This is a genomic window from Nocardioides glacieisoli (assembly GCF_004137245.1).
In the GTDB taxonomy this organism is placed as follows: domain Bacteria; phylum Actinomycetota; class Actinomycetes; order Propionibacteriales; family Nocardioidaceae; genus Nocardioides; species Nocardioides glacieisoli.
Genome location: NZ_SDWS01000008.1, coordinates 133,490 through 158,720, shown reverse-complemented (window position 1 = coordinate 158,720; position 25,231 = coordinate 133,490). Strand labels below are relative to the sequence as shown.

Sequence of the window (25,231 nt, the reverse complement as noted above, 5' to 3'; positions counted from 1 at the left end):
CATGGCCAAGAAGTCCCGCAAGCCCACCACGTCCACCCCCGTCGCCGAGGGTGAGGTCGGACCCCGTCAGCCCTGCCCCTGCGGCTCCGGCAAGCGCTACAAGGCCTGCCACGGCGCGGCCGGCGGAGCGGCCCCGACCTTCGTGTCGCGCCCGTTCGAGGGGATGCCCGGCGAGTGCGACGTGATCGCGCTGCGCGAGCTGGTCCCGGCTGCGACCACCCCGCTGACGCTGAAGGACGGCGGCCGGACCATCCGGCTCGCGACCCTGCTCCCGGGCGCCGCGCCCGCCATGGTGCGCGACTCCGGCGAGGTGTGGCTCGGCCTGCAGGTGCAGCACTCCTATGGCAACCCCGCCCGCGACCTCGGCGCGGTGCTCGAGCGGGCGCTCGCCACCGAGGAGCCGGGCATCGTCGGGCTCCCGAACGACCCGGGCGAGGGCCCGAGCCTCCAGGACCTGATCACCGACACCAGCCTCGACATCACCGTCCACGACGGCTTCGAGTACTGGATCGACGACATCCCGGAGCGCGACGCGAGCATGGCGGCCGCCCTGGAGCAGGCCAATGACGGCGTGATGCCGACGTCGCGCCTCACCTCGGTCGAGGCGGCGTACTGGACCAACGTCGGCACCAAGGAGCACCTGCGCTGGGTGATGCCGCACCCCGAGGACCAGCTCCTCGACGCGCTCGCGCGCCTGCACGCGGCGGGCCAGGACTCGGTCGCGGAGGGCTCGCGGTTCGTCGGGATGTTCCGCGCCCACGGGCTGCTCGCCCCGGTCTGGGACCTGCCGCTCGGCACCGGTGCCGAGGTGCTGGAGGAGCCGGCCGCCCGCTTCGCGCAGGACCTCGAGAAGGCGCTCGCCAAGGGCGACCTGACGGCCGAGGAGCGCTCCGCACGGGCAGGTCTCGCCAACCGTCAGGTGACGATCCGGTAATCCCTCCACACATCCTCGCCACGGAGCGAACACAACCGGGCCAACGGTTGTGCCGCCGCTCGCGAGCGGAGTAGATTCGTTCTTGCCCGGTCGTTGTCGTTTCCCCCGTCGACAACGACCGGGCTTCTTCGTGCTCGGGGCCGGGAGGCCGCCCGACGATGCTCTGGGCGGCCCGAGTGCCCGCGTCTTGAGCACTCGGGCCTGGTCAGCGCGACACTCATGAATGTCGTGTGGACCTGACGGGCCAGTACCCCGCGATCCTCATCGGATGCGGCTACGACTTCGCGGCCCGCACCCGCCACGCCTGGAGGTGGTCGAATCCCTTGGCCGAGACCCGCCTCAGCCGGCGCCAGCGCCACCCGGGCTCGCCGTCGGGGTCGTCGGCCGTCAGCGCCTCGTGGACGCCCGCATCGACCAGCACGGTGCCGGGTCGGGCGGCCGAGGTCAGGCGCGAGGCCGCGTTGACGGTCGAGCCGAACACGTCACCGAGGCGGCGTACGACGGCACCGTGCGCGATGCCCGCCCGCACCGCCGGGAAGGGGTCGTCCGCGTCGTCGCCGCGGGCCGCCAGGGTGAGCGCGATCTCGACGGCGGCGGCGGGGTCGGCCACGGTGAAGAGCACCTCGTCGCCGATCGTCTTGATGACCTGGCCGCCGTGGTCGACGACCTGGGCGGTGGTGTCGTGCTCGAAGCGGTCGACCCACTCGACGAGCTCGGCGCCGTCGAGGCTGCGGCTCCGGGTGGTGTAGCCCACGATGTCGACGAAGCAGACCGCGAGCCGGGTCTCGGCGCTCGACAGCGAGCTGTGGTCCTCGAGCAGGTGTTGCGCCGCGCTCGCGAGGTGGCGGCGCCAGACGTAGGTCTGCAGGGCCTCGACCCGCGGCAGGACGTCGGACGCGAGCTCGGTCAGCGCGGTCGCGGGGTCACCGCCCTCCGTGGCCACCCCGGCGAGCAGCGTGGTCTGCCACTCCGCGAGGCGGGCATAGCTGCGGCCCCACGTGCGGACCAGCGCGGCCTGCGACTCCGGCGGCAGGATGCCGAGCCGGACGAGGTCGGAGGTCAGGCGCAGCGCCTCGACGTCGCTCTCGGCGAACGCCACGTCGTCGTCGCTGCGGTGCGGGAACCCGAGCTGGTGCCAGAGCTGGACGGCGAGCTCGAGCGGAACACCGGCGCGCTCGGCGACCTGGACCCGCGTCAGGCTGGGCTCCTCGCCGAGCAGGAAGGCCTCCATCGCGCCGGCGATGTCGTCACCGACGTCGGGCCCCTCCGGCTCCCGCTCGTCGGCCAAGCCCGGTCAGCTCCCCGTGACCCGTCCAGCGGCCGCCGCGCGCAGGGCGGCGCCGAAGGCCGGCACCTCGTCGGCGAGCTGCTCGATGCGCTCGCTGGTGAAGTGCACGACCCTGAGCGGGGTGAGCGCCACGATCGTGGCGGAGCGGAGGGTGCGGTTGACGATCGCCGTCTCGCCGACGACCGCGCCGGGACCGAGGGTGGCGATCTCGACGCCACCCTTGCGGACCGAGACCTCGCCCTCGCAGATGAGGTACGCCTTGTCCGCCGGCGTGCGCTCGGCGATCGGCGACCAGCCCTGCGGCAACGTCAGCTCGCGGCCCGCGGCGAGGACGCGCTTGGCGTCGGCGGGGTCGAGGCTGTCCAGGATGGATTCAGTCATGCCTGCTCAACGATCCACGGCGGCGCGGGTGATGGGGATGTGTCTCACTCCACGTCGTCGTCGGCGCCCAGCGGCTCGCGGGAGATCGGGCAGCTCATGCAGCGCGGTCCGCCACGGCCCGAGCCCAGCTCGGACCCGGCGATCCTGACGACCTCGATGCCGGCGTCCTCGAGCCGGTCGTTGGTCTCGTCGTTGCGCTCGTAGGCGACCGCGACGCGGGGCGCGAGGGCCAGGGTGTTGTTGCCGTCGTCCCACTGCTCGCGCTCCGCGGTTACCGGGTCGAGACCGGTGTCGATCTGGTGCAGCGTGTCGATCTGCATCGCCTTGGCGGCCGCCACGAGGAACGGCTCGGAGTCGCTGACGTCGAGGGAGAGGTCCGACTCGTCGGAGCCCTTCTCGCGCAGCGTCACGGTCACCGCGCGGAGGGTGTCGGCGACGTTGGGGTACATCACGACCTTGTCGACGTCGACCATCGTGCACACCGTGTCGAGGTGCATCGTCGCGCGCTCCTGCGCGATCGGCACGGCCAGGACGGTGTGGGCCAGCCCCGCGTGGAAGACCTGGCGGGCGAACCGCTCGACGCCGGCGGGAGTCGTACGCTCCCCGACACCGACTGCGATCACGCCGGGCGCGAGCAGGAGGACGTCGCCGCCCTCGACGTGCTCGTTGTGCCAGCCGTGGATCTTGCGGGTGCCGGCGAAGCGGGGGTGCTCGGTGTAGATCAGCTCGGTCAGCTGCGTCTCGCGCTTGCGCGCGGGCATCGCCAGGCTGGTGACGGCCACCCGGTCCTGCACCCACACGCTGGAGTCGCGCGTGAACAGGAGGTTGGGTAGCGGGTCGATGAGGAAGTCGTGGGGGTCGAGCAGGCTGGTGACCAGGCCGTGGCCGCCCTTGACCTCGTCGTTGCGGATGCCGGAGGTCAGGGTGTCCGTGAGCTCGGCCGGGGACTGGTCGCGCAGCGCCTGGGCGAGGTAGCGGCGCATCGTGTCGCCGAGGTGGAGCCCTGACAGCGCGCTGGTGATCGCGTGGTTGCGGGCCAGCTCGCTCTCGAGCGTCTCGGTCAGCAGCTCGGTCAGGTAGAGCACCTCGACGCCGCGCTCGCGCAAGGTCGCTGCGAAGGCGTCGTGCTCGTCCTGCGCGCGGCTGACCCAGGGGATGCCGTCGAAGAGGAGCCGGTCGTTGTTGCGGGGCGTGAGGCGCTTGAGCTCGTTGCCGGGCCGGTGCAGCATCACCGTGGCCAGGCGGCCGACCTCGCTGTCGGCACCGTGGGGGGCAGGGGTGGAGACCATGACGGGACTCTAGCGGTGCCCCACCGCGACACGTGTCCGGGAAGTGGCCCTCTCCTGCCGGAGCAAGGGGCCATGTCGCGGACACGTGTCGTCGTACGCCGTCACGCCGCGTCGGCGAAGCCCGGGAAGTGCGGACGCCAGTCGTCGAGCAGTCGCAGCGGGACGCCCGGCAGCCCCCGGGCCAGCAGCACCCGGTGCACGCGACGCAGGGTCCGGAGCGGGTCCTTGAAGATGCCGGAGCTGACCACCACCACCAGGCGCCAGTCGTCGTCATCCATGTCGGCGCGACGCTCGAGGTCCTCCTCCCAGTTCTCGATCACCTCGACATGGAGCTTGCCGTTGTACTCGACTGCGACACGAACGGCGGGATAGGAGAGGTCGTACATCCGGATCACCTCGCCGTCCTCGGCGCGGATCTTGAGGTTGATCTCCGGCTCCGGCAGGCCGGCCAAGACCATGAGCATGCGCAGACGGGTCTCCATCGGCGAGTCGACGCCGGACCGGACGTAGCGGGCCGCGACCAACGCCTTGCGGCAATCCTTGTGGCGGCTTCGGCCACAGGCACGCACGAGCTGCTCGGGTGTCACGCCGCGTCGCCGCGCCAGCCAGTCGCCGACCACGACAAGGTCCACCAGCGTCAGCTGCCCGCTCAGCTCGATGAACATCTGGACGTCCCCCGAGACGCGCATGCCGTGCTCGACGACGACGCCCTGCGGGTCACCCACGTGGCACCGGACTCCCCGGTGGTGCCGGCGCAGCTTCTGGTGCCGGACGCTCACGTGCTCGTCGGCGATGGTGGGGATCGGGGCAGCCTTGACCCGTGCCGCCGAAGCGTGGCTCGCCCAGGCGTCGGTGACGTGGAGGGCGAGGGCACCCCGGACGCGCTGGACCGGCGTAGGCGCGGTCGCTGCCGAGACGAGGACGTTGCGGAACAGCCGGCGGTAGCCCGGTCCTCGCAGTGCCTTGAGACTCAACCCGTTGTCGAGGCCCGCGGCGCGGAGGAACGGCTGTTGTGGATCGAAGGCCATCACCACAGGTTCGGCGATCTGGGCGGCCGCCGTCGGTCGTCATCCACAGGCCCGGCCGCTGGCGCGTACACGTGTCCGAGATGTTGCCCCCGGCGGCTGCTGTCGAGGGCCACGTCGCGGACACGTGTCCGCGACGTCAGGTGGAGCTAGCCGGTCAGCGTGTCATCTCCCACACCGTCAGGGCTGCCATGAGGACGCAGACCGTCGCACCCACGTAGTGCAGGACCGAGAGGCGTACGCGCTGGAGCAGCAGTCGGCCGACGATCACGGCGAGGCCGGACACTGCGAGGAGCGCGCCCCACGCGCCGAGGAAGACCGAGAACGGGTCGTCGTACTTCGCGACGAGGGAGATCGTGAGCAGCTGCGACAGGTCGCCCCACTCGGCGGCGAAGAGCACGAGGAACGAGGTGACGATGACCCGGAACCCCTGCGCGGTGGCCTTGGCGGCGTACTCCTCCTCCTGGTCGGACTCGTCGGCGTCTGCCGAGCGCGCCTCCCGGAAGAGGATGATCGCGCCGATCACGAACATGAGCGCGGCGACCGTGTGGATCAGCTGCTCGGGCAGGAACGAGGCGGCCTTGCCGAGGCCGACGGCCACACCGGTCTGCACGAGGAACGCCAGCGCGACGCCGATCCAGACGAAGAGCGGGCGCATCTTGGTCGACATGACCAGCGTCGCGATGAAGGTCTTGTCGGGCAGCTCGACGACGAAGATGGCGCCGAAGGCGAGGGCCACGACGAGGAGGTCGATCACTGATCGATCCTCTCAGTCACTCCGAGCGGAAGGCATCGGCGGGGTAGACGCCCAGCACCTTGACCTCGGTGGTGAAGAACTCCAGCTCCTCCAGCGCGTTGCGCACGCCCGGGTCGTCCGGGTGGCCGTCGACCTCGGCGAGGAACTGGGTGGCGGTGAAGTGGCCGCCGACCATGTAGCTCTCCAGCTTGGTCATGTTGACGCCGTTGGTCGCGAAGCCGCCGAGCGCCTTGTAGAGCGCGGCCGGCAGGTTGCGGACGTTGAAGATGAAGGTGGTCACGACCGGCCCGTGGCCGCGCGGCGCCTGCTCGAAGTCGCGCGAGAGCACGACGAAGCGGGTCGTGTTGTGGTCCTCGTCCTCGATCTCCTCGCGCAGCACCGTCAGGCCGTAGATCTCCGCTGCCAGCGGCGGCGCGATCGCGGCCTGCGTCGGGTCGCCCGACTCGGACACCTCGCGTGCGGCACCGGCGGTGTCACCGGCCACCACCGGCGTGAGACCGAGCTCGCGGATCACGCCGCGGCACTGGCCGAGCGCGTGGACGTGGCTGTGCACCGTGCGCAGCGAGTCGATGCTCGCCTCCGGCAGCGCCATCAGCGAGAACTGGATGCGCAGGAACCGCTCGCCCACGATGTGCAGGTCCGAGGTCGGCAGGAAGTGGTGGATGTCGGCGACCCGGCCGGCGATCGAGTTGTCGATCGGGATCATCGCGAGGTCGGCGTCGCCCGACTCGACGGCCGCGAAGGCGTCCTCGAACGACGCGCACGCCACCGGCTCCCAGTCGGGGTAGGCCTGCTGGCAGACCAGGTGGGAGTTGGCTCCGGGCTCTCCCTGGTAGGCGATGCGACGGTTCACTCTCGGAGTCTGTCATCCCCGGCCGTGTCCGACGGGCCGTGACCGGTCGGCGAACATAGGGTCGCCGCATGCTCGATGTGGTCGCCGTCGTCCTCGCCGCCCTGGCCTGCGTGCTCGCGGGCCTCGCCCTGCGTCGTACGACGTCGCGCCCCAGCGGCGAGGGCGTGGATGCGCTCCCCGAGGACGTGCACGGCCTGCGGCAGGAGGTCGCGGCCCTCAAGGCGGAGAACCGCGACGCGCTGCGGCACCTGTCGGTCGTGCGCTACGACGCCTTCGGCGATGTCGGCGGCCATCTGAGCTGGAGCCTCGCCCTCCTCGACGACGCCGGCCACGGGGTGGTCCTGACGTCGATCCACGGCCGCAGCGAGGCCCGGACCTATGCCAAGTCGGTCTCCTCCTGGTCCTGCGAGCAGCAGCTCTCGCCGGAGGAGGACGAGGCGATCGAGCACGCCCGTCCCTGAGGGGGGCGGGGGGTTGCTCAGCGCGGGACGCGGACCAGGAGGCGGCCGTGGATGCACTCCATCCAGAGCTCGCGGCCCTCGCCGATCGAGTCGCCGTCGAGCTGGCGCGGTGTGGGCGCCGAGGCCTTGACCCGGACGCGTGAGCCGGTGCGGCGGTCGAGCGTCTCGTCGACGATCGTGCTCTTGCGCAGCACCCGCGAGGCCACGGTGATCCACGACAGGAACTGGCGCGGGTGGATGATCACGACGTCGAGGATGCCGTCGTCGATGGTGGCGTCGGGCAGCAGCGGCATGCCGGCCTGCAGGAAGCCGACGTTGCCGACGACGACGGTGCGGGCGCGGTGGGTCGTGGGCTCCTCGTCGTCGATCTGGATCTCCACCTTGATCGCGGGGAACATCAGCGACCGCAGCCCGGAGACGACGTACGCGATCCAGCCGATCTTCTTCTTGATCTCCTCGTTGACGCCCTCCATGATCGCGGCGTCGAAGCCCATCCCGGCCATCACCATGAAGTGGGTGTCCTCGATGCCGTCGCCACCGACCCGCACCAGGTCGATCGCGCGGTCCTGGCCGTTGAGCGCCACGTCGATGGCCGAGCGGAGGTAGAGCGGGATGTCGAGGTTGCGGGCCAGCAGGTTGCCGGTGCCGGCGGGGATGATCCCGACCGGGATGCCCGTGCCGGCGAGCTCGGCACAGACCTCGCGCACCGTGCCGTCGCCGCCGCACACGATCACCAGGTCGGCGCCGGAGACCGCGGCCTTCTCGGCCATACCGGTGCCGGGGTCCTCGATCGTCGTGTACTGCCAGGTCGGCTCGGACCAGCCCGACTCCTTGGCCATCGTGCTCACGACGGCGCGGAACTGACCGACGTCCTCGACCTTGATCGGGTTGAGGATCACCGCGAGGCGACGCTCGTTGGTGAAGACCTCCGGCAACGGCTCGGCGTTGGCGGCGGTCGAGCGGGGGCGCGGGTCGACGACGGCGATCGTCGCGAGGAAGACGAAGAGCGCGAGCAGCGTGCCGCCGACGACGTCGGTCGGGAAGTGGCGTCCGAGCATCATCCGGTCGAGGCAGACGACGAGCCACCACACCACGACGAGCGTGATGCCGAGCCGCCGGAGGTTGGCGCGGCGCACGAAGAGCACGAGCAGCATGATGAGCAGGCAGGAGTACGCCGCCACGGACGAGGCGTGGCCCGACGGGAAGCTGAAGTTGCTGTGCAGGTCGAGGGTGTCCTGCCAGTCCGGACGGTCGCGCCCCAGCCAGCGCTTCAGGCCCGTGGTGGCGAGCGACGTCACCGTCATCACCACGACGACGACGAGCGCCGCCCAGCGCTGGCGCCGGAGGAACAGGCCGCCGGCCAGCAGGACGGTCAGGATCGTCATCCCGATCGTGCCGAACGCGACCTCGACCACACGCAGGGCGTGGACCAGCCACGCGGAGTCGTCCGCCCAGTCCTCCATCGCCCGTCCCTCGACGTCGAAGGTGTCGAGGGGCGCGCGGTCCTGGGACACGAGGTACGCCAGGACGGCGAAGAGCACACCGGCGAGGACGGCCCAGGCCGCGGTGCGGTTGCGAGAGGCGGGGGTCACCCGCGAAGTATGTCCAAACCCCGTCGAGTCCCCCACGCCCGGACGGATAGCCTTGCCGCATGATCGACCCGCGCCTCCTCCGAGACGACCCCGACCGCGTCCGCGCCGCCCAGGCCAAGCGTCGGCTGTCCGACGACGTGGTGGACACGGCGCTCGCGGCGGACTCCGCCCGCAGGCAGGCGATCGCCGACTTCGAGTCGAGGCGCGCCGAGCAGAAGGCCAGCGGCGCGCTGGTCGCGAAGGCCCAGGGCGAGGAGAAGCAGGCCCTGCTGGCCCAGGTGAAGGAGCTCGCTGCCGGGGTGAAGGAGGCCGAGGCCGCCCGCACCGCCGCCGAGGCTGCCTGGGACGAGGCGATCCGGGCGATCCCCAACATCGCCGACGACGCCGCCCCGGCCGGCCTCGAGGACGACTACACGGTGATCGAGCAGGTCGGCACGCCCCGCGAGTTCGACTTCGAGCCGCGCGACCACGTCGAGCTCGGCCGGCTGCTGGGTGCCTTCGACCTCGAGCGCGGCGCCAAGGTGTCGGGCTCGCGCTTCTACTTCCTCACCGGCATCGGTGCCCAGCTCCAGCTGGCGCTCGTCAACATGGCGATGGACCAGGCCCGTGCCCACGGCTTCATCCAGGCGGCGGCACCCTCGCTCGTACGCCCCCGCGCGATGGAGGGCACCGGCTTCCTCGGCCAGGCCGCCGACGACGTCTACCGGATCGAGGGCGAGGACCTCTACCTCGTGGGCACCTCCGAGGTCCCGATGGCCGCCTTCCACTCCGACGAGATCCTCGACGCCGGCGCGCTCCCGCTGCGCTACGCCGCGTTCAGCCCGTGCTTCCGCAAGGAGGCCGGTTCGCACGGCAAGGACACCCGCGGGATCTGGCGCGTGCACTGGTTCGACAAGGTCGAGATGTTCGTCTACACGACGCTCGAGGAGTCCTACGCCGAGCACCAGAGGCTGCTGGAGTGGGAGAAGGAGTTCCTCGACAAGCTCGAGCTCTGCTACCGGATCATCGACACCGCGGCCGGTGACCTCGGCCTGAGCGCCGTGCGGAAGTTCGACTGCGAGGCGTGGATCCCGACCCGCAACGGCTGGGGCGAGCTCACCTCGACCTCCAACTGCACGGACTACCAGGCCCGTCGTCTCGACATCCGCACCCGCGTAGACGGGTCGACGACCCCGGTCGCGACCCTTAACGGCACCCTGACCGCGGTCACCCGCGCGATCGTGGCCATCCTCGAGACACACCAGAACGAGGACGGCTCGGTCACCGTGCCGCAGGCGCTGCGCCCCTACCTGGGCGGCCTCGACGTGATGAAGCCGATCTCCGTTGGTTGAGTGGCAGCCCAAGGTCGTCGCGCTCGACATCGACGGCACCCTGCTCAAGTGGGTCGACGGGCAGGACGAGGACTACGAGACCATCACGGCACCGGTCCACGACGCCGTGCACCGCGCCCTCGACGCCGGCGCCCACATCGTGCTGTCGAGCGGCCGGTCGCCGCACGGGATGACCCGGATCGCCGACCTGCTGCACATCCCGCGCGAGGACGCCGACCGGCTCTGGGTGGTCGCGTCCAACGGCGCGGTGGTGTTCCGCTACCCGCCGATGGAGGTCGTGCACGAGGAGACCTTCGACGCCGCCCCGGCGGTCGCGATGGTGCTGGAGCACCACCCCCACGCCCTGGTCGCGGTCGAGGAGCGCGCGATCGGTGGCTACCGGGTCAACCGGGTCTTCCCGGAGGGTGAGCTCCACGGCGAGCAGCTGATCACCCACGTCGACGACATCGTCGGCGAGCCGGTCAGCCGCGTGATCATCCGCGACCCCGACGCCACCGCCGACGACTTCATCGAGCTGGCCTCCAAGCTCGGGCTGCACGGCACCGACTACGTCATCGGCTGGACGGCCTGGATGGACCTGTCGCCTGTCGGGGTCTCCAAGGCCTCCGGCCTCCAGCACGTCTGCGACGCGATCGGCGGCCTCGGCGCGGCCGACGTGCTCGCGATCGGTGACGGTCGCAACGACATCGAGATGCTCCGCTGGGCCGGTCGCGGCGTGGCGATGGGGCAGGCCGTGGACGAGGTGAAGGCTGCCGCGGACGTCGTGACCGACTCCGTCCACGACGAGGGCGCGGCGGTCGAGATGTCGCGATGGTTCCCCGTCCCCGGACAGCCCTGAGCCGTGGCGGACTCGTTCAGCTTCACCGCGTCGCTGTGGCGCTGGACGGCGCGTGAGAAGTCGGACGATGCGGGGGCGTGGAGCTTCGTGACCCTGCCGCCGGAGGTGTCCGAGGACGTGCGACACCTGGCGGGCGAGCCACGCGGCTTCGGGTCCGTACGGGTGCACGTCGAGGCGGCCGGGCAGGCGTGGGACACGAGCGTCTTCCCCGACTCCGGGTCCGGCTGCTTCGTCCTGCCGGTGAAGAAGGCCGTCCGGGCCGCTGCCGGCATCGGCGAGGGCGACGAGCTGACGGTGACCCTGTCGCTGCGGGACGGGCCGTGACGCCCCGTCTGGTCGCGACCGACCTCGACGGGACCCTCCTCCACTCCGACGGGACGGTCACGGCCCGCACGCGTGAGGTGCTCGACGAGCTCGACGGCCTCGGCGTGCCCGTCGTCTTCACCACGGGTCGCCCGATCCGCTGGATGGGGGAGCTGTGGGCCGACGTCGGCGGGCACGGCCTGGCGATCTGCAGCAACGGCGGCATCGTGTACGACGTCGCGCGCCGCGAGGTGCGGACCGCCCGGACGATCGCGCCCGACGTGCTGGTCGAGGTCGCCTCGCTCCTGCGCAGCGAGCTCCCCGGGACGGTCTTCGCGCTCGAGAAGACCACCGGCTTCGCCCGCGAGCCCGACTTCATGCCCCGACTGACGGTCAACCGGGTGCCGGACGTGCCGACCGCTCCCCTGGAGGACCTCGTCGACGGCGATGTCGTCAAGCTGCTCGCACGCCACGAGGACCACCTGCCCGAGCCGTACTGGGAACGGGTCGCGAGCGCCCTTGGCGAGCTCGTGGTCACGACCTGGTCGTCGACCGGGACGCTGGTGGAGATGAGCGCCGCCGGTGTCACGAAGGCCACGACCCTCGCCGCCGTGGCCGCCGAGATGGGGCTGGGACCCCGGGACGTGGTGGCGTTCGGCGACATGCCCAACGACCTCCCGATGCTCGAGTGGGCGGGCACGTCCTACGCGATGGCCAACGCGCACGGGTCCGTGCGCGACCTCGCCGACCACCTCGCGCCCGGCAACGACGAGGACGGAGTCGCGGTGGTGCTGGCCGACCTCTTCGGGCTCTCTCGCTAGGGTGTCCGCCATGTTGCGAGCCGTCCGCCTTGCCGCCGCGCTGCTGGTGGCGTGCGTGGGGCTGGTCGTCACGGTCAGCGCGCCGGCGGCCGCCGACTGCACCTGCAAGCAGGCAGGGCTCGAGAAGCAGATCGCCCAGGCGGACCTCATCTTCGTGGGCACCATCGACCGGGTCGAGGCGCAGGGCAACGGCTTCCTCTACGAGATCACCGCCTCCCGCGCCTACCAGGGCACCCCCGAGCGCGAGACGCAGGTGCTCTCGGCCGGCGGCCGCGACGCGTGCGGCCTGGGCGAGCTCGGTGTCGGAACGAGCTACGTCTTCTTCGCGAGCGGCACCGCGACGCCGTACGCCGCCGACGCCTGCGGTGGCACCAGCGTCGCCAACCCGGCGAAGGTCGACAAGGTGGAGGGCATCCTCGGCGCGGGCACCGCGGTCGAGCCGCCCCCGCCGCCGACCGCCCAGCGGACCCTGGTGGAGGACGCCGCCCCGGCGGGCTTCGCCCGGGCTGCGGCACCGGGCGCCGCGGCCGTGCTGGTCGGCCTCCTCGGCCTGCTCGTCGTACGCCGCCTCGCCCGCTCCTGACTACCGATAGTCCCCATCATTCGGGCCGCCCAGTGGAGCTCGCGGCGACCCAGTTGATCGGGACTACCGGGGTCGGGCGGGGTAGTCCGCATCAAAGTTCTCGGTGCGACGGCCCCGTCGCCAGACGATCGATGCGGACTATGTCAACGGGTCAGAGGTACATGCCGTTGGCGGGGCCGTTGGACTCGTCCTGCGGCTGCTCGTCGCCAGGCATGTTCGGCATCCCGACCGGCTGTCCCTGATCGTGCTGACCGTGCTGGCCGCCCTGGCCCATCGGGAGGGCGCGGCGGATCTGCTCGAGCTGGGCGCGGGAGGCGACCTGCTGGGCGTAGATCGCGGTCTGGATGCCGTGGAAGAGCCCCTCGAGCCAGCCGACGAGCTGGGCCTGCGCGATCCGGAGCTCGCCCTCGGACGGCGTGCCGTCCTCGGTGAAGGGCAGCGTGAGCCGGTCGAGCTCCTCGACCAGCTCCGGCGCGAGGCCCGTCTCGAGCTCCTTGATCGAGGCCGCGTGGATCTCCTTGAGGCGCTGGCGGCTGGCCTCATCGAGGGGCGCCGCCTTCACCTCCTCGAGGAGCTGGCGGATCATGCTGCCGATCCGCATCACCTTCGCGGGCTGCTCCACCAGCTCGGTGATGTGGCGCTGGCCGTCGCCCTCCTCGCCGTCCCCGGAGTCCTGGTTCATCTCGGGAAGCGCGCTCGCGGGGATCGTGCCGATCGGCTGGCCGTCGGGGCCGACGACGACGACCACGTCCTCGCCCCCTCCTCCGGCCTGGGTGTCGGTGGGCTCGGGCTGCTGCTGCTCGGTCATGCCACAAACCCTAGTTCGGGGCGCCCGAGCCCGCCGGAGCGGTGTGTGAGGAGCATTGCGATGGCCCGGATTGCTCCTCACGCACCGCCCGCGGGCGTGGCGGTCGCGGCGCGCCGTACGAGCGGTGGCTGAGGAGGATCCGGCCGCCGAACGATCCCCTTCACACACCGCCGTCCAGCGGTGGTGGAGACACATTCATAGTCCGGGGAGTGTGGGTGGACCACCGCTCGGGAGCGAGTCGTACGCCGACACGCGGGTGAGCGGTGGTGGGGCCACAGTCCACGTCCGCGGAACGTGGGTGGACCACCGCTCGAGGAGGGGTCAGAGGGTCAGCACGATCTTCCCGGAGTGCGACCCGTCCTCCATCAGCTGGTGGGCGCGGGCGACGTCCTCGAGGGGCATCGTCGTCTCGACGATCGGCCGGATCGCGCCCGAGGCGACGAGGGGCCAGACGTTCTCGACGACACCGCAGCAGATGGCCGCCTTCTCCGGGACCGGTCGTGCTCGCAGGGAGGTCGCGGTGACCGATGCGCGCTTGCGGAGGAGGGCGTTGATGTCGAGCTCGCCCTTCGCTCCTCCCTGCATCCCGATGATCACGAGCCGACCGGCGGTGGCGAGCGCGGTGACGTTGCGGCCGAGGTACTTCGCACCCATGTTGTCGAGGATGACGTCGGCCCCGCCGGCGTCCTGGAGCACCTCGACGAAGTCCTCGTCGTGGTAGTCGATCGCGTGGGCGGCACCGAGCGAGCGGCACAGCTCGAGCTTCTCCGGCGACCCGGCGGTCGTGAACACCTCCGCACCGCGCGCGGTGGCCAGCTGGATCGCCATCGTGCCGATCCCGCCCGCCCCGCCGTGGACGAGGAACCGCTCGCCCTTCTGCAGGTGCGCGGTCATGAAGACGTTGGACCACACGGTCGCCGCGACCTCGGGCAGGCAGGCCGCCTCGACGAGGGAGACGCCGCCCGGCACCGGCATGACCTGGCCGACCGGCACCGCCACGCGGGCGGCGTACCCACCACCCGCGAGCAGCGCGCACACCTCGTCGCCGACCGACCAGCCCGTGACCCCGTCGCCGAGCTCGGCGATCCGGCCGCTGCACTCGAGGCCGATCGTGTCGGTGGCGCCGGGCGGCGGCGGGTAGAACCCCTGCCGCTGCAGGGTGTCGGCGCGGTTCACGGCCGTCGCGACGACCTCGATGACGACCTCGCCGGCACCCGCGCGCGGCGCGTCGACCTCGCCCACGGACAGGACCTCGGGGCCGCCGGTTCCGGCAGCGACGACTGCGCGCAAGGGCTCAGTCCTCGTAGCGGTCGGTGGAGTGGTCGACCGTCGAGTCGTCGGGCACGTCGTCGTCGACGTCGTCGGGGTCGGGCGCGTCGGCCGGGCGGTCCCAGTTCTCCGCGAGGGCCTGCGCCCTGGCCGCCAGCCGCTCGACCTTCTCGGGGTCGAGGTCACCGGCGCCCGCCGCGAAGCCGAGGAGGTACGTCGTGATCGGCGCCGCCGTCTTCTGCACCTCGTGCGCTGCCACCCGGGCCAGGTCGAGGATCAGCGCCTCGTCCAGCTCGGTCTCGACGTCGAGCACGTCGGCGAGCTCGTCGATCCAGTCGTGGAGGTTCACGGACCCAATCTCTCGCACCGACCCGGCGCCCGGCAAGGACTACGCGAGGTCGCGCAGGTCTGCCCACGAGTCGATGTCGACCGCCTCGTCGCCGATCGCCGGCACCACGGCGAGGTCCAGCGGCGCCAGCAGCCGGTGCAGGGCCATGCCGTGCTGCTCCTCCAACCCCGGTCGTACGCCGTCGAGCCGGGCCGCGTCGAGCACACCGGCCAGCTGTCGCCGTCCGTCGCCGCCGACGAGGAACGCCCCGTCCCGGCCGGCCGCCGCATCCCGCAACCGTCGCCACGTCGCGGGAGTCATCCTCGGCATGTCCACGGCGACGACGCCGATCAGCGCCGGGCTTCGCAGCAGGGCGTCGACCCCGGTCAGGAGCCCGGCGACCGGGCCGCCGCGCGGTGGGTCCTCGCAGACGAAGGTGACGGGTCGTTGTGTCGGCACGCTCACCGGAGCGACCACCACGACCTCGTCGGCGTCGAGGAACGCATCCAATGCGAGCTCGAGCAGCGTGCGGCCGTGCAGCTCGACGGCTGCCTTGTCGATGCCGTCCATCCGCGCGGCCGTCCCGCCTGCGAGCACCACGCCGCAGAAGCCGCCTGCCCGCTCGTCCATGGGGCCATCCTCCCAGTCCGAGGTTTCGAGGCTCACAGCCTCCGATGCAGGGCCCTAGGCTGGGTCACATGGGTGACCAGCTGCGGATCCGCGTGCACCAGTGGGCGAGCGGGCTGGACCCCGCCGCCAACCGGGCCCGCCTCGCCGAGGGCGTCACGCCCGGCGCCGATCTGGTGGTCTTCCCGGAGGCGTTCGCGCGCGACTTCGGGGAGGCAGGCTCGGACGTCAGCGAGTTCGCCGAGGCGGTCGACGGGCCGTTCGCCGGCGAGCTGGCCCGGACGGCGGACGCCGCCTCGTGCACCGCGGTCGCCGGGATGTTCGAGGTCGCCGACGATCCCGCCCGGCCCTTCAACACCCTCGTCGCCGCAGGCGGCAGCACGGCGACGTACCGCAAGATCCACCTCTACGACTCGTTCGGCTACCGGGAGTCCGACCGCATCACCGGCGGCGCGACCGAGCCCGTCGTCGTCGAGGTCGCGCGATGGCAGGTTGGCCTGATGACCTGCTACGACCTGCGCTTCCCCGAGCTCGCGCGGCGGCTCGTGGACGCCGGCGCGGACGTGATCGTCGTGCCGGCCGCCTGGCTGCCGGGCGACCGCAAGGTCGCGCACTGGCGCACGCTGCTCGCGGCCCGCGCGATCGAGAACACCTGCTTCGTGGTCGGCGCCGCCCAGCCCGAGCCGCGCTACTGCGGCCACTCGGCGATCTACGGCCCGATGGGCGAGGTGCTCGGCGAGGCGGCCGGCGGCGAGGCGACGTTCGAGGCAGTCCTCGACCGCGGCGACCTCGACGCGACCCGTCGTACCAACCCCTCCCTGGCCAACCGACGGCTGTAACCTCCTCCGACGTGCCGACCCCCTCCTCCGACAGCCCCCGCGGGTCCGCCCGCGGCAAGCGGGCCGCGGAGCGACCGCCGTCGCGGCTGCGCCGGCGCCGAGAGGCCGAGCCGACGTCACCGCCATCCCAGCAGGAGCCGGTCGAGCCGGCCGATCAGGTCGAGCCGAGCACGCCCGCCGAGCCGCTCGAGGTGGCCTCGCCGGAGGCGGTGGCGCCGCCCGAGGGTCCGCGCAAGGTGCTGCTGGTCTTCTGGTTCGCGGTGCTGCTGGTCGGCGCCGTGGCACTCGGCGCCTCCGCGGTGACCGGGATCCTGGGCCACGAGCCGACGGTCGAGGGCTTCACGCTCCCGGGCTGGCTCGACGGCGTCGGGGCGGTCGCCGTGGTGACCGCCCTGTCCTGGCTCCTCGCGACACGCACCGCAGGACGTGCGCTGATCTCGGCCGGCCTCGCGCTCGCGCTCGGCGTCGCGAGCCTGCTCGTCGGCGGTCGGGTGCTGCCCACCGGCGCGGCCGTGATGACCTGCGTCGTCGGCAGCGTGTACGCCGTGATGGTGACGGTGCCGGCGATCACCTGGCTGAAGGCCGTTCGCGAGACCCTCGTCGCCACCCTCGTCGCGGCCGTGACCGCCTTCGCGGCCGTCGGTTTCGAGCCCACGGTCGCCACGGAGCGCTTCGACATCGCGGCGCTGCTGCTGGCGCTGGGGCTCGTGTTCACGATCGTCTACCGGCTCGGCGCCGGCCTCCACGGCCTCGGCCGCCGCGGCCTCTTCATCGTCGCGATCGGGCTGGCCGTCCTCGTCGCGACCCTGGCGTACGCCGAGCTGCTGCGTCGCTACGGCGCCCAGACCTTCGTCTCGTCGGTGCTCGACTTCGCCGACGAGACCTCCGAGCGGATCGGTGCGTTCCCGCGCCCGCTCGTCGTGCTGCTGGGCATCCCGGCCCTCGTCTGGGGCACCCACGTCCGGGCCCGTCGCCGCCAGGGGTGGTGGGTGTGCGCCTTCGGCGTCGCCGCCACCGTGCCGATCGCGTCGGGCCTGATGGCGGCGGACAGCTCCTATGCCGAGGCCGGCCTGCGGGTGGCGTACTCCCTCGTCCTGGGCCTGCTCATCGGCTATCTCGTCATCCGGGTCGACCTGGCGCTCACCGGGCCGAAGGGCCGCGGTGCCCGCCGTGCCGAGGAGGCCGGGCCGCACCGTCCGGAGCCGAGCCGTCTCGCCGAGCTGTGAGGCGGATGAGGTGCAGCTCTGAGGTGCAGCGATCAGCGGGTACGCCCGGGTAACCGCTAGCGTCGGGCGCATGGCCCGCAACACCTCCCTCGAGATCGTGTCCGAGCTCGTCGCCAACGTGCTGACGATCGAGGTCGCCGAGGGCGACCGCGTCGAGGCCGGTGACACCGTGGTGCTGCTGGAGTCGATGAAGATGGAGATCCCGATGCTCGCCGAGCGGGCGGGGACGGTCACCGCCATCAAGGTGACGGTCGGTGACGTGGTGCAGGACGGCGACGTCCTGGTCGTGCTGGACTGAGCCTCCCCCGGCGGGGGGCCGACCCCTACGCTCCTGCCATGACTCCCGAGCGCGCCCGGCGCGTGCACCTGGTCGTGGCGGTCGTCGCCTGGTTTGCGGTGGTGTTCCAGCTGGTCCTCGTGGTCCAGGGCTCGGCCGTCCTGGTCGAGGAGGACCCGCCGGGTCTCGCGGAGCGCATCTACCGCTTCTTCGCCTACTTCACCATCGACAGCAACCTGCTCGTCGCGGTCGCGTCGACGGTGCTTGCGCGTGACCCGGCGGCCAACCAGCAGTGGTGGCGGGTCGTCCGGCTCGCCGGGCTCGTCGGCATCACCGTCACCGGACTCGTGCACTTCTTCCTGCTGCGACCGCTGCTCCACCTCGACGGCGCCGACTGGGTGGCCGACAAGTTCCTGCACATGGTCGTGCCGGTCCTGGCCGTCGCGGCCTGGGCCTGGGCCGGACCCCGCCCGCGCATCACCGGGCGCGAGGTGGCGTACGCACTGGGCTTCCCGATCGTGTGGACCGCGTGGACGCTGGTGTTCGCTGAGATCGACGGCTGGGTGCCCTACCCCTTCATGGATGCCGACGAGAAGGGCTGGGGCTCGGTGATCGTCGTGTGCGTCGGGATCACGGCGTTGTTCGTCGCCCTGTTCGGATTGGCTGGATGGCTGGACCGGAGGCTGCGACCGGCCCCTCGCTAGGTTGGGGAGATGGAATTCCGATACCTCGGCAACAGCGGACTGAAGATCTCCGAGATCACCTACGGCAACTGGCTCACCCACGGCTCCCAGGTCGAGAACGACGTCGCCACGCAGTGCGTGCGCGCCGCCCTCGACGAGGGCATCTCGACCTTCGACACGGCGGACGTGTACGCCAACACGGCGGCGGAGACCGTCCTCGGCGAGGCGCTGAAGGGCGAGCGCCGCGAGTCGCTGGAGATCTTCACGAAGGTCTACTGGCCGACCGGGCCCAAGGGCAAGAACGACACCGGCCTGTCCCGCAAGCACATCATGGAGGCGATCGACGGATCGCTGGAGCGGCTGCAGACCGACTACGTCGACCTCTACCAGGCCCACCGCTGGGACGCGGAGACCCCGCTCGAGGAGACGATGCAGGCCTTCGCCGACGTCGTCCGCCAGGGCAAGGCGCTCTACATCGGCGTCAGTGAGTGGACCGCCGACCAGATCCGGCAGGGCGTCGAGCTGTCCAAGGAGCTCGGCTTCCAGCTGATCTCCAGCCAGCCGCAGTACTCGATGCTCTGGCGCGTCATCGAGGACGAGGTCGTCCCGGCGTCCCGCGAGCTCGGCGTCTCCCAGATCGTGTGGAGCCCGATCGCGCAGGGCGTGCTGACCGGCAAGTACAAGCCCGGCCAGGCCCCGCCGGAGGGTTCGCGCGCCACCGACAGCAAGGGCGGCGCGGACATGATCTCGCGCTTCATGAAGGACGACGTCCTCACCGCCGTCCAGGACCTCGAGCCGATCGCCGCCGACTGCGGGATCACGATGGCGCAGCTCGCCATCGCCTGGGTGCTGCAGAACGACAACGTCGCCGCCGCCCTCGTCGGGGCGTCCCGGCCCGAGCAGGTCGCCGACAACGTCAAGGCCGCCGGTGTGAAGCTCGACGACGACGTGATGAAGCGCATCGACGACGCCCTCGGCTCGGTCGTCATCCGCGACCCGAAGCTGACCGCGGAGAACACGCCGAAGTCGCGCGTCGTCTGACAGTCAGGGCCTCAGGTGTACGTCGCCCGCGTGACCCGGTAGCGCACGAAGGCCGGCACGACGAGGGCGGCGGCGACGGTGCCGACGACCACCAGCACGCCACCTCCCGCCGCCGCGACGGCCGCACCCGTGGCCGCCGCGGTGGCCCCGTGGGCGACGTCGGCGATGCGGGGGCCGCCGGCGACGACGACGATGAAGATGCCCTGCAACCGGCCGCGGACCTCGTCGGCAGCGGCGGACTGCAGCATCGACGTACGGAAGGCAGCGGACGCCATGTCGGCGGCGCCGCCGATCGCGAGCATGAGGACCGCGACGCCTAGCATCAGCGCAGGGGCGTACGACGCCAGCATCGCCGCGACGCCGAAGCCGACCATCGCGAAGCCCCACACCAGGATCGCGACGATCACGGCGAGGCCCTGGCGCTCGACGCGCGAGACCCAGCCGGACAGCACGCCGCCGACGACCGCGCCGAGCGGGATCGCGGCGAAGAGCAGTGCGAAGGCCAGGCCGCCCTCGCTCGGGCCGCCGAAGTCCACGTCCGCCATCTCGGGGAAGAGCGCGCGGGGCATGCCGAAGACCATCGCGATGATGTCGACGACGAAGGACATCATCAGCACCGGCTGGGTCCGCAGGTAGCGGAAGCCGTCGACGACCGCCTTCAGCCCGGGCGCCACGGCGGCGCCCATCACCGGAAGGGCGGGCAGCCCGACGACCGCGCCGAGGGTCGCGAAGAGCGTGATCGTGTCGAGCAGGTAGAGCCACGAGAAGCCGATGATCGGGATCAACGCCCCACCGACCAGCGGTCCGGCGATGCCGCCGGCCTGCATGACGGTCATGTTGAGCGAGTTGGCCGCGGGCAGCAGGTCGTGGTCGAGCAGGCGGGGCAGCAGCGCGGACCGCGTCGGCTGGTTCACCGCGAAGAACGCCTGCTGCACGGCGAAGAGCGTGAGCAGCAGCCAGACGTCCTCGGCACCCAGCGCCGCCTGGAGCCAGAAGCCCGCAGAGGTGAGGATCAGTCCGATCGTCGTGATCAGCAGGAGGGTCCGCCGGTCGAAGGCGTCCGCGAGCGCGCCGCCCCACAGCCCGAAGACCACGAGCGGGACGAGGCCGAAGACGCCGGTCAGGCCGACGTACGCCGACGAGCCGGTCATCACGTAGATCTGCGCGGGCACCGCCACGACGGTCAGCTGCGCGCCGATGACCGTGACGATGTTGGCGAGCCACAGGCGGCGGAAGTGGGGGTTGGCGAGCGGGCGGGTGTCCGCCAGCAGTCGCCTCTCCACCTCGGCAGGCTAGGTGACCGTGGCCGCACCGCCGAACCGCGGGCGAGGACTGGACCGCGCCTATCATCGGCCATCGAGGGACAGCCGCCGATGGAGGACCGATGGGGCACGGACACTCGCACGGCCACGCCGGCGGTCGGCACCGGTGGCGCCTCGCCGTCGCGTTCGGTCTCGTCGCCGCCTTCTTCGGCGTCGAGCTCGCGGTCGGCGTGGTCAGCGGCTCGCTGGCGCTGATCTCCGACGCGGGGCACATGGCCGCGGACGTGGTCGCCCTCGGTGCGGCCCTGGTCGCCACGAAGATCGCCACCCGCCGTGACGACACCGGTCGCCGCACGTACGGCTCCTACCGCGCCGAGGTCTTCGCGTCGGGCTTCACCGTGCTCGTCATGCTCGGCGTCAGTGCCTACGTCGTCGTCGAGGCCGTACGCCGGATCGGCGAGGACGTCGACGTGTCGTCCGGCCCGCTGCTGGTCGTCGGCGCCATCGGCCTCGTGATCAACCTCGTCTGCCTCGCGCTCCTCCGCGGCGGCGCGCAGGAGTCGATCAACGTCAAGGGTGCCTACCTCGAGGTGATGGCCGACACCGCCGGGAGCGTGGGCGTCATCGCTGCCGGTGTCCTGGTCAGCGTCACCGGAGCGGCGGTGTGGGACACGGTGGTCGCGGTCGCGATCGGTGTCTTCGTCGCGGTCCGCGCGGTCCTGCTGGGCCGCGAGGTCCTCGCCGTGCTCGGCCAGCACGCGCCCGAGGGGCTCGACCTCGACGCCGTCGTCAGCGACCTCGAGCGCGTGCCCGGGGTGGCGGAGGTGCACGACCTGCATGCGTGGACGCTGACCTCGGGGATGAACGTCGCCACGGCGCACTTGGTGACCGGCGTCGGCGCCGACCCGCAGGCGGTGCTCGCCGGTGCGCAGTCGACGCTGCGCGAGGTGCACGGCATCGAGCACGCCACGCTGCAGGTCGAGGTCACCCCGGCGCGGGAGTGCCGCGAAGCCACGTGGTGAGCCACCTGCTGACACACTGGCGCCCGAGGGCGCTCGAGCAGCCGGGCGCGGGGATGAGGTGCACGTGTCCGAGGCAGTGATCGAGCATCCCCTCACGCCCACGCTCGCGAAGAGCGCCAACGTCCTTGCGAAGGGCGCACTCGTGCTGCTCCTCGTCTTCGCGGTGGCCTACCCCGACCAGGCCAACCTGCGTGACAAGGCCGCCGGCATGCGGGCCATCGGCTATCCGCTCGTGTCCTTCACCATCCCGGTGCTGTGGTGGACGCTGTGGCGCGATCGGATGTCGTTCCCGTGGTTGCCCGACCTGCTCATCACGATCACCTGCTTCTCCGACATCCTCGGCAACCGGCTGGACCTCTACGACACGGTCGTGTGGTTCGACGACTGGATGCACCTCGTCAACACCGGCCTCCTCGCAGCGGCCTTCATCCTGCTGACGCTGCCGAGCTCCGTCGGCCTCGGACGCGTGCTCGAGCGCGGCCTCGCCTTCGGCGCCACCGCGGCGATCGCGTGGGAGCTGGCCGAGTACTTCGCGTTCCTCAGCCGCTCGACCGAGCGCGAGTTCGCGTACGCCGACACCCTGGGCGACCTCTCGCTCGGCACCGCGGGTGCCGTGCTCGCGGCGTTGGTCATCCACCGTGCCTGGCGCCGCGGGCACCTGCGCGAGCCGGCCCCGCTCGCCGCCCCCTGACGCGACGGCGTACTCCAGTGGGTTTCGGCTGTCCGGCCCGCGTAGTCCAGTGGGCAATCGCTGCCATTCCGCCCTGAAGACGACCATTCGCCACTGGACTACCCCGGGCGGGGGCGAGGGACGGTCCCCACTTGACCGACTTCACACGACTCAGGACTTGGATCGTTCCAATTGCATCGTCACACTGGATGTAGTGGACCAACCGAAGGAGAGTCCCATGAGACTGATCGACGAGCTCAACCAGCTGCACGACCACTACGCGAGCCAGGTCAACGAGGCCATCGAGCGCGACGACGTCGCGACCGCCGAGCAGCTCGCCCAGGGCTACGAGGACGACGCGATCCTCCTGATGGCCGAGCGCGAGGGACTGACCCACCTGCTGCCCCTGCAGCGGTCCGCGCCGCAGGAGAGCTCGCTGCACCGCCTGGTGCGCCGGCTCCTTCCCAGCCGCGCCGCCTGACCCACCCGCCAAACCCGACCGGTTGACTTGACTTTGCCGGACCGGACGCGGTCGAGTGCTCCTGTGCCAGGACCGCAGGAGTCGATGCGCGACGTCATCCCCCTGCGGGAGGCGACGAAGGCGTGGTTCGCGATCTCGCTGCAGACCTTCGGCGGACCCGCCGGCCAGATCGCCGTCATGCAGCGCACGTTGGTCGACGAGAAGCGCTGGATCGGCCAGCAGCGGTTCCTCTTCGCGCTGTCCTACTGCACGCTGCTCCCCGGGCCCGAGGCCCAGCAGCTCGCAACCTACGTCGGGTGGCTGCTCAACGGCGTCCGCGGTGCCCTCGTCGCCGGCATCCTCTTCATCCTGCCCGGTGTCGTCGCGCTCCTCGTGCTGTCCGGCATCTACGTCGCCTTCGGCGACACCACGCTCGTCGAGTCGCTCTTCCTGGGCCTCGCGCCTGCGGTCATCGCGATCGTCGTGCAGGCCGTCGTCCGCGTCGGCCGCAAGGGCCTGGGTCACCCGGCCCTCGTCGGTCTCGCAGTGGCCTCGTTCCTCGCCCTCACCGTCTTCGCCGTCCCGTTCCCGGCCGTCGTGCTCGTCGCCGCCGTGGCCGGCTGGGTGCTCGGCCGGCGGCTGCCGACGCTGACCGCACCGCCGAAGGCAGCCGTCGACGACGGCCCGCCCCCGCTGATCAGCGACGACGCGCTCCACGCCGAGCGACCCTCGGGTCGCCGGGCCGGGCTGATCCTCGCGATCGGCCTGGTCGCGTGGTTCGCGCCCGTCGCGGCGGCCGCGCTGCTGCTCGGGCGCTCGAGCATCTTCGTCGACCAGGGCCTCTTCTTCTCCGGCGCCGCACTGGTCACCTTCGGAGGTGCGTACGCCGTCCTGGCCTACGTCGCGCAGCAGGCGGTCGAGGTCTACGGCTGGCTCGCTCCCGGCGAGATGGTCCGCGGCCTCGCCCTCGCCGAGACCACGCCGGGCCCGCTCGTGATGGTGGTGCAGTTCGTCGCGTTCGTCGGCGCCTACCGCGCGCCCGGCGACCTCGACCCGTGGGTGGCCGCGGTCCTGGCGGCGCTGCTGACGACCTGGGTGACGTTCGTCCCGTGCTTCCTCTTCATCCTCCTCGGTGCGCCGTACGTCGAGCGCCTCCGCGGCAACCGCGACCTCACCGCCGCGCTGGCCGGAATCACCGCAGCCGTCGTCGGCGTGATCGCGAGCCTCGCGGTGTTCTTCGCCCTGCACACCCTCTTCGACGAGACCCGCACCCTCACCCGGGGCCCGCTCGACCTCGAGCTCCCGGTCCTCACCTCGATCGACGGGGCGTCGCTCGCGATCACGGCGCTCGGGTGCGCGCTGGTCTTCTGGCGCAAGTGGTCGGTGCTGCGCACGCTCGGCGCCTGTGCGCTCGCCGGGATCGTGCTCGGCCTGGCGATGGCTGCCTGAGGCCGGGCTCAGTCCTCGTCCGGCAGGTACATCGCGCTGACCAGCGGGACCACGTCGGCGATCGAGTCGACGATGCGGGTCGGGCGGTAGGGGAAGTTCTCCACCTGGTGGCGTTCGGTCGCGCCGGTCGCGACGAGGATCGTGCGCATCCCGGCCTCGAGCCCGCTGATGATGTCGGTGTCCATCCGGTCGCCGATCATCACCGTGGTCTCGGAGTGCGCCTCGATCTGGTTGAGCGCGCTGCGCATCATCAGCGGGTTGGGCTTGCCGATGAAGTACGGCTGGCGTCCGGTCGCGGTGCTGATCAGCGCCGCCACCGAACCGGTCGCAGGCAGCATCCCCTGCGCGCTGGGGCCGCTAGGGTCGGGGTTCGTCGCGATGAATCGCGCGCCGCCATTGATCAGCCGGATCGCCTTGGTGATGGCCTCGAAGGAGTAGGTCCGGGTCTCGCCGAGCACGACGTAGTCCGGGTCCTGGTCGGTCATCACGTAGCCGATGTCGTGCACCGCCGCGGTCAGCCCCGCCTCGCCCACGACGTACGCCGATCCTTCCGGACGCTGGTCGTCGAGGAACTGCGCCGTCGCCAGTGCGGACGTCCAGATCGACTCCTCCGGCACGTCGATCCCGCTGCTGCGCAGCAGCCGCACGCGCAGGTCGCGCGGGGTGAAGATCGAGTTGTTGGTGAGGACCAGGAACGGGATGTCGTGCTCGCGCAGGGCAGCGATGAACTCCTTCGCCCCGGGGATCGGGTCCTCCTCGCGGACCAGGACCCCGTCCATGTCGGTCAGCCAGGTGCGGACGGGTCGCTGTTCGC

29 protein-coding genes are annotated in these 25,231 nt (G+C 71.6%); 16 read left to right on the top strand and 13 right to left on the bottom strand.

What is annotated here, in order from left to right:
• Position 1: 1 nt before the first annotated feature.
• Positions 2-934, top strand: coding sequence for a DUF5926 family protein (locus EUA06_RS17305; RefSeq protein ID WP_129478087.1), 933 nt, complete (start codon positions 2-4; stop codon positions 932-934).
• A 274-nt stretch (positions 935-1,208) separates the two neighbouring features.
• Here EUA06_RS17305 and EUA06_RS17300 read toward each other — a convergent pair whose 3' ends face one another.
• The 6 genes from EUA06_RS17300 to EUA06_RS17275 all read right to left on the bottom strand — a co-directional run bounded on the left by EUA06_RS17300 (position 1,209) and on the right by EUA06_RS17275 (position 6,527).
• The gene (locus tag EUA06_RS17300; RefSeq protein WP_242498214.1) at positions 1,209-2,222 is read right to left on the bottom strand and encodes an adenylate/guanylate cyclase domain-containing protein; all 1,014 of its coding nucleotides are present in this window, start codon (positions 2,220-2,222) and stop codon (positions 1,209-1,211) included.
• Positions 2,223-2,228: 6 nt separating this feature from the next.
• Positions 2,229-2,603: a cyclic nucleotide-binding domain-containing protein gene (locus EUA06_RS17295; RefSeq protein ID WP_129478085.1), complete on the bottom strand. Its 375-nt coding sequence runs from the start codon at positions 2,601-2,603 to the stop codon at positions 2,229-2,231.
• A 44-nt stretch (positions 2,604-2,647) separates the two neighbouring features.
• On the bottom strand, positions 2,648-3,892 hold the full coding sequence (locus tag EUA06_RS17290) for an arginine deiminase (RefSeq protein ID WP_129478083.1): 1,245 nt from the start codon (positions 3,890-3,892) through the stop codon (positions 2,648-2,650).
• 101 nt (positions 3,893-3,993) lie between these two features.
• Entirely contained in the window at positions 3,994-4,920 is a 927-nt protein-coding gene (locus tag EUA06_RS17285) for a hypothetical protein (protein WP_129478081.1), read from the bottom strand.
• A gap of 154 nt (positions 4,921-5,074) precedes the next feature.
• Complete coding sequence (locus EUA06_RS17280; protein WP_242498213.1) at positions 5,075-5,674, bottom strand: TMEM165/GDT1 family protein; 600 nt, start codon at positions 5,672-5,674, stop codon at positions 5,075-5,077.
• A gap of 16 nt (positions 5,675-5,690) precedes the next feature.
• Positions 5,691-6,527, bottom strand: a complete 837-nt coding sequence (locus EUA06_RS17275; protein WP_129478079.1) for a prephenate dehydratase — start codon at positions 6,525-6,527, stop codon at positions 5,691-5,693.
• A gap of 68 nt (positions 6,528-6,595) precedes the next feature.
• Here EUA06_RS17275 and EUA06_RS17270 point away from each other — a divergent pair, with 68 nt between their 5' ends.
• On the top strand, positions 6,596-6,988 hold the full coding sequence (locus tag EUA06_RS17270) for a DUF4446 family protein (RefSeq protein WP_129478077.1): 393 nt from the start codon (positions 6,596-6,598) through the stop codon (positions 6,986-6,988).
• 17 nt (positions 6,989-7,005) lie between these two features.
• Here EUA06_RS17270 and EUA06_RS17265 read toward each other — a convergent pair whose 3' ends face one another.
• A complete protein-coding gene (locus EUA06_RS17265; protein ID WP_242498212.1) occupies positions 7,006-8,580 on the bottom strand; it encodes a bifunctional phosphatase PAP2/diacylglycerol kinase family protein in 1,575 nt (524 codons plus the stop codon).
• A 59-nt stretch (positions 8,581-8,639) separates the two neighbouring features.
• Here EUA06_RS17265 and serS point away from each other — a divergent pair, with 59 nt between their 5' ends.
• From serS to EUA06_RS17240, 5 genes are read left to right on the top strand one after another with little or no spacing between them, the layout of a single operon-like run.
• Positions 8,640-9,911, top strand: a complete 1,272-nt coding sequence (serS, locus tag EUA06_RS17260; RefSeq protein ID WP_129478075.1) for a serine--tRNA ligase — start codon at positions 8,640-8,642, stop codon at positions 9,909-9,911.
• Positions 9,904-10,749: an HAD family hydrolase gene (locus tag EUA06_RS17255; protein WP_129478073.1), complete on the top strand. Its 846-nt coding sequence runs from the start codon at positions 9,904-9,906 to the stop codon at positions 10,747-10,749. The genes serS and EUA06_RS17255 overlap by 8 nt, the downstream gene beginning before the upstream one ends.
• Positions 10,750-10,752: 3 nt before the next feature.
• Complete coding sequence (locus EUA06_RS17250; protein WP_129478072.1) at positions 10,753-11,073, top strand: DUF1905 domain-containing protein; 321 nt, start codon at positions 10,753-10,755, stop codon at positions 11,071-11,073.
• A complete protein-coding gene (locus EUA06_RS17245; RefSeq protein ID WP_129478070.1) occupies positions 11,070-11,873 on the top strand; it encodes a Cof-type HAD-IIB family hydrolase in 804 nt (267 codons plus the stop codon). Before EUA06_RS17250 ends, EUA06_RS17245 begins: the two co-directional genes overlap by 4 nt.
• 10 nt (positions 11,874-11,883) lie before the next feature.
• Positions 11,884-12,456: a hypothetical protein gene (locus EUA06_RS17240; protein WP_129478068.1), complete on the top strand. Its 573-nt coding sequence runs from the start codon at positions 11,884-11,886 to the stop codon at positions 12,454-12,456.
• Between the two features lie 151 nt (positions 12,457-12,607).
• Here the strand turns inward: EUA06_RS17240 and EUA06_RS17235 are convergent, their stop codons facing one another.
• The 4 genes from EUA06_RS17235 to mobA form a co-directional block, all read right to left on the bottom strand.
• Positions 12,608-13,264: a bacterial proteasome activator family protein gene (locus EUA06_RS17235; protein ID WP_129478066.1), complete on the bottom strand. Its 657-nt coding sequence runs from the start codon at positions 13,262-13,264 to the stop codon at positions 12,608-12,610.
• 321 nt (positions 13,265-13,585) lie between these two features.
• A complete protein-coding gene (locus tag EUA06_RS17230; RefSeq protein WP_129478064.1) occupies positions 13,586-14,554 on the bottom strand; it encodes an NAD(P)H-quinone oxidoreductase in 969 nt (322 codons plus the stop codon).
• A gap of 4 nt (positions 14,555-14,558) precedes the next feature.
• Entirely contained in the window at positions 14,559-14,882 is a 324-nt protein-coding gene (locus EUA06_RS17225) for a DUF6457 domain-containing protein (protein WP_129478063.1), read from the bottom strand.
• A gap of 39 nt (positions 14,883-14,921) precedes the next feature.
• On the bottom strand, positions 14,922-15,491 hold the full coding sequence (mobA, locus tag EUA06_RS17220; RefSeq protein ID WP_129478061.1) for a molybdenum cofactor guanylyltransferase: 570 nt from the start codon (positions 15,489-15,491) through the stop codon (positions 14,922-14,924).
• Positions 15,492-15,559: 68 nt separating this feature from the next.
• Here mobA and EUA06_RS17215 point away from each other — a divergent pair, with 68 nt between their 5' ends.
• The 5 genes from EUA06_RS17215 to EUA06_RS17195 all read left to right on the top strand — a co-directional run bounded on the left by EUA06_RS17215 (position 15,560) and on the right by EUA06_RS17195 (position 19,554).
• A complete protein-coding gene (locus tag EUA06_RS17215; RefSeq protein WP_129478059.1) occupies positions 15,560-16,327 on the top strand; it encodes a carbon-nitrogen hydrolase family protein in 768 nt (255 codons plus the stop codon).
• Between the two features lie 11 nt (positions 16,328-16,338).
• Positions 16,339-17,553, top strand: a complete 1,215-nt coding sequence (locus EUA06_RS17210) for a hypothetical protein (protein ID WP_129478057.1) — start codon at positions 16,339-16,341, stop codon at positions 17,551-17,553.
• 70 nt (positions 17,554-17,623) lie between these two features.
• Positions 17,624-17,851 carry a biotin/lipoyl-binding carrier protein gene (locus EUA06_RS17205; RefSeq protein ID WP_129478056.1) on the top strand — a complete coding sequence of 76 codons (228 nt, stop codon included), beginning with the start codon at positions 17,624-17,626 and terminating at the stop codon, positions 17,849-17,851.
• A 38-nt stretch (positions 17,852-17,889) separates the two neighbouring features.
• On the top strand, positions 17,890-18,534 hold the full coding sequence (locus EUA06_RS17200) for a Pr6Pr family membrane protein (protein ID WP_129478054.1): 645 nt from the start codon (positions 17,890-17,892) through the stop codon (positions 18,532-18,534).
• 9 nt (positions 18,535-18,543) lie between these two features.
• On the top strand, positions 18,544-19,554 hold the full coding sequence (locus tag EUA06_RS17195; RefSeq protein ID WP_129478052.1) for an aldo/keto reductase family protein: 1,011 nt from the start codon (positions 18,544-18,546) through the stop codon (positions 19,552-19,554).
• A gap of 11 nt (positions 19,555-19,565) precedes the next feature.
• On the opposite strand, the gene EUA06_RS17190 is transcribed toward EUA06_RS17195, so the two are convergent.
• Positions 19,566-20,837 carry an MFS transporter gene (locus EUA06_RS17190; RefSeq protein ID WP_129478050.1) on the bottom strand — a complete coding sequence of 424 codons (1,272 nt, stop codon included), beginning with the start codon at positions 20,835-20,837 and terminating at the stop codon, positions 19,566-19,568.
• Positions 20,838-20,938: 101 nt separating this feature from the next.
• On the opposite strand from EUA06_RS17190, the gene EUA06_RS17185 reads away from it, so the two are divergent.
• From EUA06_RS17185 to chrA, 4 genes are all read left to right on the top strand, one after another.
• Positions 20,939-21,838, top strand: a complete 900-nt coding sequence (locus EUA06_RS17185; protein ID WP_129478048.1) for a cation diffusion facilitator family transporter — start codon at positions 20,939-20,941, stop codon at positions 21,836-21,838.
• A 64-nt stretch (positions 21,839-21,902) separates the two neighbouring features.
• Entirely contained in the window at positions 21,903-22,529 is a 627-nt protein-coding gene (locus EUA06_RS17180; RefSeq protein WP_129478046.1) for a DUF2238 domain-containing protein, read from the top strand.
• Between the two features lie 217 nt (positions 22,530-22,746).
• Positions 22,747-22,989, top strand: coding sequence for a hypothetical protein (locus tag EUA06_RS17175; protein ID WP_129478037.1), 243 nt, complete (start codon positions 22,747-22,749; stop codon positions 22,987-22,989).
• Between the two features lie 63 nt (positions 22,990-23,052).
• On the top strand, positions 23,053-24,417 hold the full coding sequence (gene chrA, locus EUA06_RS17170) for a chromate efflux transporter (RefSeq protein ID WP_242498211.1): 1,365 nt from the start codon (positions 23,053-23,055) through the stop codon (positions 24,415-24,417).
• Between the two features lie 8 nt (positions 24,418-24,425).
• Here the strand turns inward: chrA and EUA06_RS17165 are convergent, their stop codons facing one another.
• On the bottom strand, positions 24,426-25,196 hold the full coding sequence (locus EUA06_RS17165; protein ID WP_242498220.1) for an HAD-IIA family hydrolase: 771 nt from the start codon (positions 25,194-25,196) through the stop codon (positions 24,426-24,428).
• Positions 25,197-25,231 lie beyond the last annotated feature (35 nt).